Origin of the sequence: Streptomyces ossamyceticus (assembly GCF_001418475.1) — a bacterium.
Classification (GTDB): Bacteria; Actinomycetota; Actinomycetes; order Streptomycetales; family Streptomycetaceae; genus Streptomyces; species Streptomyces ossamyceticus.
This window is the reverse complement of record NZ_LIQX01000176.1, coordinates 1-12,793: the sequence shown is the minus strand read 5'-3', so window position 1 is coordinate 12,793 and position 12,793 is coordinate 1. Positions and strand designations below refer to the sequence as shown.

The following is a 12,793-nucleotide window of genomic DNA, read 5'->3' as shown; positions in this document are numbered from 1 at the left end:
CGACGAGACCCCGTCAGGCGGCGTCCCGTCCAGCTGGTTCCCGTCCAGCTGGTTCCCGTCGAGCGGTGTCCCGTCCAGCGGCTTCCCGTCGGACGGCGTCCCGTCCGGCTGGGCCGGAGTCGTGTCGGCCGTCCACCGGACCGCGCTGAGGGTCGCGCCGGCCTCGACCGCGGCGGGCGTCGCCGCGAGCAGGGCGCGGGTGTACGGGTGGGTGACCGTCCCCCGGCGCAGGTCGGCGCCCGTCGTACGGTCGACGACCCGGCCGCCGTGGAGCACCAGGACGGTGTCGCAGAGCACGCCGACCACGCCGATGTCGTGCGAGATGAACAGCATCGCCGTGCCGTGCTCGCGGTTGATGCGGCGGAACTGCCGCAGCACCTCCGCCTGGACGGTGACGTCGAGTGCCGTGGTCGGCTCGTCGGCGATGAGGAGCCGCGGGTTCGTCGTCATCGCGGAGGCGATCGAGGCACGCTGGAGCATGCCGCCGCTCAGCTCGTGCGGGTGCTGGCGCAGCCGCCGCTCGGGCTCGGTGACATGGATGTCGGCGAGGGCGCGGGCCATGTCCCGCCGGGCCTGACGCCGCGACGTCCCCAGATGCGTGCGGGCCACCTCGGTGAGCTGGGCGCCGAGCCGCAGCGCGGGGTTGAACGTGCCGATCGGGTCCTGGTAGACGATGCCGATCTCGGTGGCGAGGCGCCGGCCCGGCGGTGTCCCGAGCAGGTCGAGGTCGCCGAGGGCGAGGCGCGACGCGTGCGCCCGGACCCCCTCGGGGAGCAGGCCCGCGACCGCCATGGCGATGGTGGACTTGCCCGAGCCGGACTCCCCGACGAGGCCGACGATCCGGCCGGCCCCGATGGTGAACGACACGTCGTCGACGAGTGTCCGGTCACCGGCCCGCACGGTCAGCCCGTCGACGGTCAGCAGACCGTCCGGCTCCGTGCCGGTCGTGGCCCCCGCACCGTCCGGTGCCCGGACCGCGCGGGACTCCTTCGCCGGGGTGGCCGGTGCCGCCGCGTCCGCCGCCCCGGTCGCCGCGGGCGCCGTACCGCGGGTGCGCGGGTCGACGAGCGAGGCCACGCCGTCCCCGAGGAGCATGGCGCCCACACCGGTGACGATGAGCATGATCGACGGAGCGAGGACGACCGACGGCTGGGCGAAGATCGACGGCAGCGCCTCGTTGAGCAGCCGTCCCCAGTCGTACTGGGGGCTCTGCACGCCGAGGCCGACGAAGGACAGGCTGCTGATGTCGAGCAGGGACAGGGTGAAGCTGGAGCTGAGGAGCACCAGCAGCGGCCCGCTGATGTTCGGCAGGACGTGCCGGGTCAGGATGCGCGGGCCGGGAACGCCGAGCAGCCGCGCGGTGAGCACGTAGTCCTTGTCCGCGACGGTCGCGGCGAGGTTCGCCGTCAGCCGGGCGAACCCGGGGACGCCGGCGACGGCGATCGCGACGATCGCGGACCCCGTCCCCGGTCCGAGCACCGCCGCGATGACGAGGGCGAGCACGAGCGAGGGGAACGCCACCGCCGAGTCGATGAGCCGCAGACAGGTCTCGCGCAGCCACCTGGGGGCCAGGTGGACGAGCGCGCCGATCGCGACGCCGACGACGAACGAGGCGGCGGTGGCGGCGGCGGCCATGAGCAGGGTGAGGCGGGTCGCGACGAGGGCCCGGGCGAGGACGTCACGGCCGAACGCGTCGGTGCCGAGGAGATGCTCGGCACCGGGCCCCAGCCGGGCGTCGTCGGTGAGGGTCTCGGCGGAGCCGCTCAGCAGCGGCGGGGCCACGAGGGCCACGACGACGAGCAGTCCGAGGATCACGGCGCCGGCCAGCAGCGACGGGTTGCGGCGCCACCGGCGCACGGTCGTGTCAGTGGCCACGCCGGCCTCCGTCGAGAGTGCGGGGGTCGACGATCCCGAGGACCACGTCGACGAGGAGGTTGACGAGCAGGGCCAGCATGCCGACGACGAGGATGATGCCCTGGATCACCGGATAGTCCTTGTAGATGATCGCCTGGACGACCTCGGTGCCGAGCCCCGGATAGGTGAAGACGTTCTCCAGGATGATCGTGCCGCCGAGCAGCGACGTGAGGACGAGCCCGCTCAGGGTGAGCACGCTCGTCACCAGGTTGGGCAGCGCGTGGCGCAGATGGAGGCGCACGGATCCGAGGCGGTGGCCGCGGGCGGTCCTCATGTAGTCCTGGGCGAGGACGGAGGCCGTCTCCTGCCGGACGACCCGGGCGATGGCGAAGGCCGGGCCGATGCACAGCGCGGTGATCGGCAGGACGAGCGCGCTCGGTGTCGTGGCACCACCGGACGGCAGCAGGCCGAGGCTGATCGAGAACAGCACGATGAGGAGGGTCGCGACGACGTAGACCGGCGCCGACGCGAGGAGTCCGGCGACCGTGCCGAAGGCGACGCCGAGCCTGCGGCGGCGTCCGTCGCGGGTGAGGACGCCGACGGCCATGCCCAGCGGGACGGCGATGAGCAGGGAGAGCAGCACGGCCGGGATGACGAGCTGGACGGTGTACGGCAGCCGGGTCGAGACGATGTCCGCGACGGGGGTGTCGAACCGGAACGAGGTACCGAGACGCCCGGACATGATGTCGCCGAGGTAGTGGACGAACCGCGTCGTCATCGGCTCGTCGAGGCCCAGTCGTTCGCGTATCGCCGCGAGCGTGGCCGGGGACGAGTTGGTGCCGGCGATCGCGCGGGCCGGGTCGCCCGGCAGCAGGGGCACGATGAGGAACGTCACGACGACGAGCAGCAGCATCGACATCAGCAGTCCGCCCGCCCGGCGGACGGCGAACCCCGCCCATCCGCCGCCCAGTCGCAGACCGGGAGCCCGCTTGACGGCCGCGGCGGGCAGCGGCCCGGCCGGGACCACGGGCCCGGCACTCACAGCGCCCCCGCGAGGACCGCGTCGTCCGGACGCCGCTCGTGCCAGCGGAACCGCGGTTCGAGCTGGGCGGACAGCCGCAGCAGCGTCGCCTCGTCGTAGGGTGCGCCGATGAGCTGGGCGCCGACCGGGAGGCCGTCGGCGGTCGTGTGGACGGGCAGCGAGATGGCGGGCAGCCCGGCGATGTTGACGAACGCGGTGAACGAGACCATCCGGGTCTCGGTGGCCCGCGGACCGTCCGGGTCGGAGTTCGCCTCGTCGTACACGGGGCCGACCGGCGGCGCCACGACCGCGGTGGTCGGGGTGAGGAGAACGTCGAAGTCCCGGCCCCACTGGGCGACCACGTCGCGTGACTCGGCCTGCAGGCGCGCCGCCGTCCGTGCGTAGTCGCCGGCGGTGACCTCCAGTGCGGTCTCCCGGCGGCGCCGGATGTAGGGGTCCACCGCGTCGGGGTCGTCGACGTCGATGGCGTAGGTGGAGGCGCTGATGATCGTCCAGGTGAAGCCCATGATCGCCTCGTAGGAGAACATCTTCGGGCGGGCCTCGACGACGTCGTGCCCGAGGTCGCGCAGGGCCTGCGCGGCCGTCAGCGCCGCGGTGCGGCACTCCTCGTCGACGGGCAGCCCGGTGGGTGCGTCGAGGAGCAGACCGATCCGCAGCCGCCCGGGGTCGGCACCGACCTCGTCGAGGTAGGGGCGCGCCGGGTCGGGCGCGCTGTACCAGGAGAGCCGGTCGGAACGGCCCATGACGTCGAGCAGGAGGGCCGTGTCGCCGACGGTGCGGGTGATGGCGCCCTCGGTCGTCGAGTGCTCCCAGGCCCGGACGAACGCGGGCACGCGGCCCCGGCTGGGCTTGAGCCCGATGAGGCCGGTGACGGAGGCCGGGACCCGGATCGATCCGCCGCCGTCGCCGGCGTGCGCCACCGGGGCGAGCCCGGCCGCGACGGCCGCCGACGCGCCGCCGCTCGAACCGCCGGAGGTGTGCGCCGGGTTCCACGGGTTGCGGGTCTTGCCGTGCCGGGCGTTCTCGGAGACGGTCAGGGCGCCGAACTCGGGCGAGTTGGTCCGGCCGAGCGGGATCGCGCCGGCGTCGAGGAGGAGTTGGACGTCGGGGTCCGTGACCGTCTGCGGGGTGTCCCGGATCGCCAGCGAGGACATGGTGTTGGGCTGTCCGGCGACGGAGCTGAGGTCCTTGATGGGGACGGGGACGCCGTGCAGCGGGCCGAGCGGCTCGCCGCGCAGCACCGCCCGCTCGGCCCGGACGGCCGCCGCGCGCACGGCGTCGGTGTCGAGCCAGACGACGGCGTTGACGGCGGGGTTGATCCGCTCGATGCGGTCGAGGTAGGTCTCGGCCACCTCCACCGGGCTGACCTCTTTGGTGCGGATGAGGTCGGCGATCTGCTGGGCGGTGCTGTAAGGGTCGATCACCAGGGAGCTCCTGTGTCGGAAACGGTGCGAGGGGGTGCGGAGGACGGGTCCGTCAGCCGGTGATGCGCAGGATCGGGTCGTCGAGCGAGCCGCCGAGCATCTGTGCGCTGAAGCCCTCGCGCAGTGCGTAGATGAACGGGTCGTTGACCAGCGGCACCGCGTCCACGTTCGAGATCAGGGCCTTGGCTGCCTTCTGGTAGGCGGCGCAGCGGGCCCCCTCGTTGGTCGCCTCGGCACCCTGGGCGAAGGCCTTGTTCAGGGTGGGGTTCTTCACCGCGCCGAGGTTGCCGCCGCCCTCGGGCACGGTCGGGCCGACGAAGTGGCCGAGCGGGTTGGCGAGGGTGCCGAGGAAGTTTAGGTCGGCGAAGACCGTGAGGTCCCAGGCGTCGGGCTTGCCGAACACGGTCCCGACCCAGGCACCGACGTCGACGTTGGCGAGGGTGACGTCCGCGCCCGCGGCCCGCAGCGCCTCCTGGATGTACTGGTTCCCGGCGCCGGCGGGCCCGACGACCTGGGGGCCGACGAGGCGGATCTTCTTGCCCTTGAGCACGGCGGACGCCGCGGCCTTGTCCTTCGGCACGAGGGACGAGGAGTCGGGGTCGTTGCAGGGGATGGCCTTCTGCACGAACATCGTCGACGGCTCACCCGTGTCCTTGGAGACGACCTTGGTGAAGGCGGCGCGGTCGACGGCCTGGGCGACCGCCCGGCGGGTGGCGACGTCCGCGAAGACGGTGCCGGGGCGTTCGTTGAACAGCAGGTAGAAGTCGGAGAACCGGCTGATGCTGACGCTGTGGCCGTTCACGCCGTCGAAGCGCGGGATGCCCGAGGCGTCGATCTTGCCGATGTCGAGCTGGCCGCTGGTCACGAGGTTGCCGGTCGCGGTCGGGTCGGGCGAGACCAGGTACTCCATGGTCGTGGCGACCTTGCCGGGGATCTTCGTGCGCCAGGCCGGCCACGCCTTGTACTCGGGGCGCAGCGCGTAGGAGTACGAGACGCCGGACTGGGACTTGCGCAGGAGGTAGGGGCCGGACTGCGAGCCCTTGGCCTTTCCGGCGGCGAGGGCCTTGACGTCCTTGAGTCCCGCCGGGCAGACGATGCCCGTGCTCGCGACCGACAGGCCGGTGACCATGTCGCCCCACGGCCTGGTGAGCGCGATCTCCACCTTGTTCGCCGCGTCGTCGGCGGTCACCTTCACCTTGTTGCCGGGGCCGAAGACCGTGGGGAGGTCGGGCGCAGCCGTCTTGGGGTCGGCGAAGCGGTCGAGGGACGCCTTGACGATCTTCGGCGTGATCGGCGTCCCGTCGGCGCACGTGGCGTCGGTGCGCAGGGTGAACGTCGCCGAGGTCGGTGTGGCTTTCCACTTGGTGGCCAGACCGCCGACGAGCCCGCCGTCGTCCTTGCGCACGAGGGTGTCGTAGCTGTTCCGGGCCAGCACGTAGTCGGGCAGGGACAGAGCCTTGACCGGGTCGAAGCTGGCCGGCACGTCGATCGTCGTCCGGATCTTCGTCGCGCCGGCGGCGTCGCCGCCGCCCGGATCCGAGGACGTGGCGCCCGTGGTGGTGCAACCGGCGAGGACGGCCGTCATGGCTACGGCCGCGGTCACGGGGACCGTGCGGGTACGGGTGTGGCGCATGAGTGCTCCTGGAGAGGGGTGTCGCGCTCTGCGCGGGTCGCACGGGATCGGCGGGACGAGCGCGAGCAAGTTCGAGGCGTAAGCGGAGGCGGTGCGCGTGGCGCTCGGCGGACGCTGCGAGGGAGCGTCCGTGGAGCTCTCGGTGGGGAGAGAATGCCGCCTAGTTAACGGCGTAGTCAATAGCGTTAACTATCTTTGGCCGTGGAGTGGCGGAACGCCTGCCGGCCGGCGGCGGTGCAGTCCTGCGGGTGGCGCGTGTCAGTCGCGCGGGTGGCGCGCGTCAGTCACGCGGGAGAGTCGCCGCCTCCGCCTGGAGGGCGGTGAGGAGGATGTCCATCTGCCGGTGGAAGACGTCCGTCATGTCGAGGCTGCGCAGGTGTTCCTTGGCCGCCTCGGCGTAGGGGTACGTGGCGGGGTCGGTCGGCTGGTACTCCTGCACCCAGTTGACCTCGGCGCCGAACCGTTGGTTGACCAGCCGCCAGGCGTTGTTGCTCGCCATGGCGAGGGCGAAGTTCGAGAACGCCTGGTAGTGCAGGACGGCTGCCTGGCCGCGCCAGCCGCCGCGGTGGAACGCCTCCAGGACGGCGTCGACGGCACGCAACTCGTGAAGGCCGCGGGTGACCCGCCCCATGCAGAGCGCGGCGGCCGCCGGGTGCTCCATGGCGGTGTTCCAGGCACGGATCGCCAGGTCCCTCAGCGACTCGGTCCATGACTCGTGGGGCTCGTACCCCTCCAGGCACAGCCTGTCGATCTCCTCCGCCACGGCGACCATGATGTGGTCGCGACTCGCGAAGTGCCGGTAGACCGCGGTCGCGGAGGAGGACAGTTCCTTGCCGAGCCGCTGGAAGGTCAGCGCGTCCGGCCCGTCCTCGTCGAGGATCCGCAGCGCGGTCGCCACGATGAGCCCCTGGGAGAGCGTCCCCCGTTGGAGCCGCTTCGTCGACCCGCCCCCAGACACTGCCACTCGAACGCCTCCCTAGGGTCTGTCGTCAAACTCCCGCCTGCCCCGCGACGCCTTGACGACAGCCCCTAGGACGGGCGGCGGGCCCACGCCGCCGTGGCCTGCGCCTCTTCACCGGCGACACCGGCACCAGCCTATGCGACCGATTTCGAGCGGGTCACCCTGGACCGGGCGCCCCGGACCGGGCAGCGCGCCGACGGCCGACGAGGCGGCGCCCCCTCCGGCGGGGCCGCCGAGTGCCGGTCCGGTCCGGCCCACCGCATCAGCCTTTTGGGAACGGGACCGGAAACAGCCTCGCGGCCGACGTGCCCGGACCTGCCTCCGTGGGCCCCTGCCGCGAACGCGAGAGAAGTCCCGTTGCACGCGCGGTATGTGAGGTTCCTGCCGCCTCTCTGTGCGGAAGCTGTCCGTGTGCCGTGAGTCCAGCCATGTGACTTGTTTTGTCAGTGACGCAGACCACGTTGAACGTTGAAACTACTGGAGCCGCCACCGCACTTCGGTGTTGCCGCTCTGCACCTCCGCACGATGCTCGACATTTCCACATGATCGAGGCACGTCAGCGTTCAGTAGCCCGAGGCATCTTCTCCCCACACAGCCAGGAGGTCTGTGAGGCATGCCCCTGAGCCATCTGTCCCCCCGAGACAGGGCCCTGTTCCGGCAGTTCGGCCAAGGCCCTGAAGTACTCGTCCCCAACCCCCTCGTCCATCAGGCCGTCGAACGGCGGGCCCTCGCCGCGCCGCACGCGGTCGCCGCCGAGCACCAGGACACGACGATCACGTACGGCGAGCTCAACCGTCGTGCCGACCGGCTCGCGGCCAGACTCGTACGGGCGGGCGTACGGCCCGGCGACCACGTCGGCCTCTTCGTACGCCGCTCCGTCCCGATGCTCGTCGGACTGCTCGGCACGCTGAAGGCCGGCGCCGCGTACGTCCCACAGGACATCGGACTCACTCCCGCCGCCCAGCTGCGGCATGTCATCCGCACCGCCGGGATCCGGGTCGTCCTCACTCAGTCGGAGCACACGCTGCGGGTGCCTCCGGCTGACGCGGGACAGCGCCTGATCACCCTCGACGACGACCTCACCGACCTCACCGACCTCACCGACCTCACCGCGGAAGGCCCGGTCCGCCTCGAACGACCCGTCCGCCCGGACGACGGGTGCTACGTCCTGTTCACGTCCGGCACGACCGGCAAGCCCAACGGCGTGAAGGTCACCCACCGCAACGTCGCGAACATCCTCCTCACGGCCCCCGGTGATCTGGGCATCCGCCCCGGTGACCGGGTCGCTCAGCTCCTCAACATCGCCTTCGACATGGCCGCCTGGGAGATCCTCGGCTGTCTCGCGCACGGCGGCACGCTCGTCGTCCGGGGCAAGGACGTCGCGGCCGCGGCCCGTACGGCGGACGTGCTGATCGCGACGCCGACGGTGCTGTCGGGGATCGACCCGGCGGACTGCCCCCGGGTGCGGACGGTGGCCGTCGCGGGCGAGCCGTGCCCTCGCCCGCTCGCGGACGCCTGGGCCCGGCGGTCCGCCTTCCACAACTCCTGCGGGCCCACGGAGACGACGATCGTCAACACGATGCGCCGCCACCGCGTGGACGACGCCCTGCTCACCATCGGCCGCCCCACCCCCAACAACACGGTGTACGTCCTCGACGAGCACCGGCGCGCGCTGCCCATCGGGGAGGTCGGCGAGATGTGGGCCGGCGGCGACTGCGTCTCGGCGGGCTACCTGAACAACGAGGCGCTGAACGCCGAGCGGTACGCCCCCGACCCCTTCCTCGGCGGCGGACGCCGTATGTTCCGCACCCGCGACCTCGGCCGCTGGACACCTGACGGCGAACTAGAGCACCTGGGCCGTACCGACGACCAGGTCAAGGTCCGCGGCTTCCGCGTGGAACTCGACTCCGTCTCCTCGGTGCTGGAGTCGGTGGCGGGCTGCGCCCGCGCCGTCACGCTCAAGCGGGACGCCCGCAGCCTGATCTCCTTCGTCTGCCCGGCCGACGTCGACCCGGACACGGCCCGGCGCGCGGTGGCCGACGCCCTGCCCTACTACTGCGTGCCGGCCACGGTCCTCCCGGTGGCCGCGCTACCGGAGACGGACCGGGGCAAGGTCGACCGGGGCGCACTGCTGCGGCTGGCGGCGGAACGGGAGGAGGCCGCGCGGGCGGTGCCGGTTCCCGGCGAGGGAGCCTCCCTGCTGCCGGTGGCCGCGGTACGAGAGGGGGCGGCCCGATGACGTCGTCCATCGAGACCACGTCCACCGAGACGGAAGGCTCCCGGCAGGCATCGCCTCCCGCACCTCCCACACCCGCCACACCTCCCGCCGCGCTCGCCGAACTCCCTCCGCTCACGTCCGCGCCCCGTCGCCTCCTCAAGCACCCCCGCCTGATGCACTACAACCGCCTGGCGGCCTTGGTGATACTGGCCAACATCGGAGTGCTGGCGGCGGCGAGTTGGGCACCTGACGCCGAGACCATGGGCTACGCGGCCCTCGGGAACCTCGCGCTGGCCGTGGTCGTACGGCAGCAGTACGTCATCAACCTCTTCTTCCGGCTGGCGACCCGGGCTCCGACGAGCTGGCCGCTGAAGGCGCGGTGGACGCTCGGGAAGGTGTACCACTTCGGCGGGCTGCACGTGGGCGGGGCGCTGGCCGGAGCGGTGTGGTTCCTCGCCGGGACGGTCGCGTCGACCCTCGACGGCGCCAACCGGCCACTCATCACGGTGGGTTGGACCCTGGTCGCCCTGCTCGCCGTCATCGTCGCCACCGCCGTGCCGCCCTTCCGCTCCCGCTTCCACGACCACTTCGAGAAGATCCACCGCTTCGGCGGCTGGAGCGCCCTCGCACTGTTCTGGACGCATACGCTGCTGGGCGGCCAGGGGCCGGTCGCCCTCGGGGTGCTCGCCGTGGTCACCTTCAGCGTCGCCCTGCCCTGGCTGCGGCTGCGCAAGGTGGACGTACGGATCGAGAGGCCCTCCGCGCATGTCGCGCTGGCCCGTTTCGACCACGGCGTGACCCCGTTCGCGGGGTCCTCCACCGCCATCAGCCGCAGCCCGCTCACCGAGTGGCACTCCTTCGCCAATGTGCCCTCACCCGGCGAACCCGGCTTTCGGCTGACCATCTCCCGAGCGGGCGACTGGACGGGCTCGTTCATCGACGACGCGCCACCGAAGGTCTGGGTCAAGGGCATCACCACGGCCGGGGTCGCCAATATCGAGACGCTGTTCAGCAAGGTGATCTATGTGGCCACCGGCAGCGGCATCGGCCCCTGCCTGCCGCATCTGCTGGCCGCCGAGGTGCCCTCACGGCTCGTGTGGGCGACACGTGATCCCCGCAGGACCTATGGGGACGACCTGGTCGACGAGATCCTCGCCGTCCAGCCGAACGCGCTGGTCTGGGACACCGCGCAGCACGGCAAACCGGACATGGTGCGGCTCGCGTACACCGCGTACCGCGACTTCGGCGCCGAAGCCGTCATCTGCATCTCCAACAAGAAGCTGACCTGGCAGGTCGTCCACGGTCTGGAGCGGCGCGGGATACCCGCGTACGGCGCGATCTGGGACTCATGACGAACCGTCAGGATCAAGGGGAACGGAGAGGGACAGTCGATGAACACCCTCAAGATCGAACGTCATGACCGCGTCGTCACGGTACGACTCCACCGACCGCACGCCCTGAACGCCCTCAGCGGTGAGCTGCTGGCCGAACTCCTCGATGCGCTGCGTCCGTTGGACCGCGATCCGGATGTCGGCTGCTTCGTGGTCACCGGTTCGGAGAAGGTCTTCGCGGCCGGCGCGGACATCAAGGAGATGGCCGGGAAGTCGGCCGTGGACATGGCCGCGGAGGACTACTTCGCGGACTGGGAGGAGTTCGCGGCGTTGCGGACGCCGAAGATCGCGGCGGTCAACGGCTATGCGCTGGGCGGTGGTTGCGAGCTCGCGATGATGTGCGACCTGATCATCGCGGGCGAGTCGGCGGTCTTCGGCCAGCCGGAGATCAAGCTCGGCGTGATCCCCGGCATCGGCGGCACCCAGCGGCTCACCCGCCTGGTGGGCCGGGCCAAGGCCATGGACCTGATCCTCACCGGCCGCACGATGAACGCCCGTGAGGCGGAAGCCGCGGGCCTGGTGTCGCGGGTGGTCCCGGACGACCGCGTCCTCCCCGAGGCCACGGAAGCCGCCGCGACCATCGCCTCCTACGGCCGCCCGGCCGTCCGGGCGGCCCGCGAGTCGGTCGACCGAGCCCTGGAGACCGGCCTGCGCGACGGGCTTCTCTTCGAACGCCGCGTGTTCCACGCGCTGTTCGCTACAGAGGACCAGAAGGAGGGGATGAGCGCGTTCAAGGAGAAGAGGACGCCCGTCTTCAAGGGCCGCTGACCGACTGACCCGACCCACCGAGCGGGGCGGCGGACCGGCATCCCGGCCCGCCGCCCCCACTACGCAGGTTCGGTGAACTGGTCGAACACCGTTACGGCGGCGCGGGTGGCGAGGGACCAGCGGTCCTCTCCCTCCGGGTCCTCCAGGTTGGGGTGTCCGGCGATCCAGCGCATGTGGAAGCCGTCGAGCAGGGCGGCGATGGTGGTGGCGAGGTGTTCGACCGTGTAGGGCGCGCGCATGCGCAGCCCGTAGGCGTCCAGCAGTGCCTGGTACGCCTCGCAGGCGACCTCGGTGAACGACTCCCCGTAGTGTCCGAGGGCTTCGCGGACGCGCGGGTTGGCGGCACTGGCGTAGAAGCCGAGCAGCACACGGTAGTTGGGGTCGACGCGGTGGTTCTCGTGGTTGTCCGTCAGGACGTCGTTGAGAGCCTCCTGCCAGGTCGTGCCGCGGTCGACGGCCTCCTTGAAACGGCGGATGCTCTCCGGTAGCCCCGGGACCAGTTCGGCCTGTCGGCTGGTGAGGTGGAAGAGGAGATCCGCCTGGAAGTCGGCCTGGGCGGGCCAGATCTGGTAGATGGATCCGGTCGTGATCGCCGGTGCCGTGTCGTCGCCCAGCCGCTCCCGCATGATGCGGGTGGCCTCCTCGGTGACCCGTTTGACACGGACATGAGCAAGGGCCGCGGAGACCGCCGCCTCGCTCGTGTCGGAGGTGCCGGCGCAGACGAGCCGGGTGGCCGCCTCCAGCATGAGGGCCCGGGTCTCTTCGGGTGAGCGCCGAGGGAGTCTGCGTCTCGCGGCGGGCTCCGTCATGTCCTTCCCTCCCATTGCATGATCGTTAATTCGGCGTGAACCGGGGCGTTGACAGGGCGCCAGCGTACACCTAGATTCCCGATCCGTAAGAAAGTTACGGAACTCGGAAGCGCCGGTCACCTGGCCTTTCGAAGACCCTCGGGCCGGTCCGAGGCATCGGTCACCCCGGTGCGCCCTCCTGCCTTCCTCCGCCTTCCGCGCTCTCCTCGCCTTCCCTGCTCTCCCCGTATTCCGTGCTCTCCCCGTCTTCCGTGCTTTCTCCGTCTTCCGTGCTCTCCCGCATGCCGTGCCGGGCGCCGCCCTGCCGTTTTCCGATCCTGGAGGATCCCGCATGCCCTCGATCTCACGCCCTCTCAGACTCGGCCTCGTCTCCGCCGCCATGGCGCCCCTGCTGGGGGTCGCCGCATGCAGCGGATCGGGCGCCGGCACGTCCTCGTCGTCCGGCGCTTCCGGCGGCGGTTCCACCGCGACCGCGGACTCCCGCTCGGCGAGTGACGTCGTGACCGACTACCTCGGTTACGTCGGCGGAAAGGCGGGCAAGGCCGACGCCGGCCTCGACCCGGTCACCCTGGGCTGGGTGAACGTCGAAGGCGGCCCCGGCGGCAACCCCGAAGCCACCCTGGGTGCCCGCCGATGCCGCCCAGCTTGTCGTTGACGTACTTCACGGCGGCACGGGCACCCAGGGTGGCTTCG

10 protein-coding genes are annotated in these 12,793 nt (G+C 71.6%); 4 read left to right on the top strand and 6 right to left on the bottom strand.

Features of this window, described 5'->3' with window-relative positions:
- The 5 genes from AOK15_RS14575 to AOK15_RS14555 all read right to left on the bottom strand — a co-directional run.
- Positions 1-1,875, bottom strand: a 1,875-nt coding sequence (locus AOK15_RS14575) for a dipeptide/oligopeptide/nickel ABC transporter permease/ATP-binding protein (RefSeq protein WP_055516681.1), incomplete at its 3' end; no start/stop codon positions are given.
- On the bottom strand, positions 1,865-2,896 hold the full coding sequence (locus AOK15_RS14570; protein ID WP_055516679.1) for an ABC transporter permease: 1,032 nt from the start codon (positions 2,894-2,896) through the stop codon (positions 1,865-1,867). The genes AOK15_RS14575 and AOK15_RS14570, both read right to left, overlap by 11 nt.
- Positions 2,893-4,320, bottom strand: a complete 1,428-nt coding sequence (locus tag AOK15_RS14565) for an amidase (RefSeq protein WP_055516677.1) — start codon at positions 4,318-4,320, stop codon at positions 2,893-2,895. The genes AOK15_RS14570 and AOK15_RS14565 overlap by 4 nt, the downstream gene beginning before the upstream one ends.
- Positions 4,321-4,372: 52 nt before the next feature.
- Positions 4,373-5,953 (bottom strand): ABC transporter substrate-binding protein, encoded by a 1,581-nt coding sequence (locus AOK15_RS14560; RefSeq protein ID WP_055516674.1) that lies wholly within the window; start codon positions 5,951-5,953, stop codon positions 4,373-4,375.
- 280 nt (positions 5,954-6,233) lie between these two features.
- Positions 6,234-6,917, bottom strand: a complete 684-nt coding sequence (locus tag AOK15_RS14555) for a TetR/AcrR family transcriptional regulator (RefSeq protein ID WP_240508433.1) — start codon at positions 6,915-6,917, stop codon at positions 6,234-6,236.
- Positions 6,918-7,527: 610 nt separating this feature from the next.
- On the opposite strand from AOK15_RS14555, the gene AOK15_RS14550 reads away from it, so the two are divergent.
- From AOK15_RS14550 to AOK15_RS14540, 3 genes are read left to right on the top strand one after another with little or no spacing between them, the layout of a single operon-like run.
- A complete protein-coding gene (locus tag AOK15_RS14550) occupies positions 7,528-9,153 on the top strand; it encodes an amino acid adenylation domain-containing protein (protein ID WP_055516669.1) in 1,626 nt (541 codons plus the stop codon).
- Entirely contained in the window at positions 9,150-10,484 is a 1,335-nt protein-coding gene (locus tag AOK15_RS14545) for a ferredoxin reductase domain-containing protein (RefSeq protein ID WP_055516667.1), read from the top strand. Before AOK15_RS14550 ends, AOK15_RS14545 begins: the two co-directional genes overlap by 4 nt.
- Positions 10,485-10,523: 39 nt before the next feature.
- The gene (locus AOK15_RS14540; RefSeq protein WP_055516665.1) at positions 10,524-11,291 is read left to right on the top strand and encodes an enoyl-CoA hydratase-related protein; all 768 of its coding nucleotides are present in this window, start codon (positions 10,524-10,526) and stop codon (positions 11,289-11,291) included.
- A gap of 59 nt (positions 11,292-11,350) precedes the next feature.
- Here AOK15_RS14540 and AOK15_RS14535 read toward each other — a convergent pair whose 3' ends face one another.
- A complete protein-coding gene (locus tag AOK15_RS14535) occupies positions 11,351-12,100 on the bottom strand; it encodes a hypothetical protein (RefSeq protein ID WP_240508432.1) in 750 nt (249 codons plus the stop codon).
- Between the two features lie 331 nt (positions 12,101-12,431).
- On the opposite strand from AOK15_RS14535, the gene AOK15_RS14530 reads away from it, so the two are divergent.
- Positions 12,432-12,755 (top strand): hypothetical protein, encoded by a 324-nt coding sequence (locus tag AOK15_RS14530; RefSeq protein WP_055516660.1) that lies wholly within the window; start codon positions 12,432-12,434, stop codon positions 12,753-12,755.
- Positions 12,756-12,793 lie beyond the last annotated feature (38 nt).

Coding starts and splice junctions, on each gene's coding strand:
- AOK15_RS14560 (WP_055516674.1), bottom strand. CDS start 5,953: ATGCGCCACACCCGTACCCGCACGGTCCCCGTGACCGCGGCCGTAGCC.
- AOK15_RS14550 (WP_055516669.1), top strand. CDS start 7,528: ATGCCCCTGAGCCATCTGTCCCCCCGAGACAGGGCCCTGTTCCGGCAG.
- AOK15_RS14545 (WP_055516667.1), top strand. CDS start 9,150: ATGACGTCGTCCATCGAGACCACGTCCACCGAGACGGAAGGCTCCCGG.
- AOK15_RS14540 (WP_055516665.1), top strand. CDS start 10,524: ATGAACACCCTCAAGATCGAACGTCATGACCGCGTCGTCACGGTACGA.
- AOK15_RS14535 (WP_240508432.1), bottom strand. CDS start 12,100: ATGACGGAGCCCGCCGCGAGACGCAGACTCCCTCGGCGCTCACCCGAA.
- AOK15_RS14530 (WP_055516660.1), top strand. CDS start 12,432: ATGCCCTCGATCTCACGCCCTCTCAGACTCGGCCTCGTCTCCGCCGCC.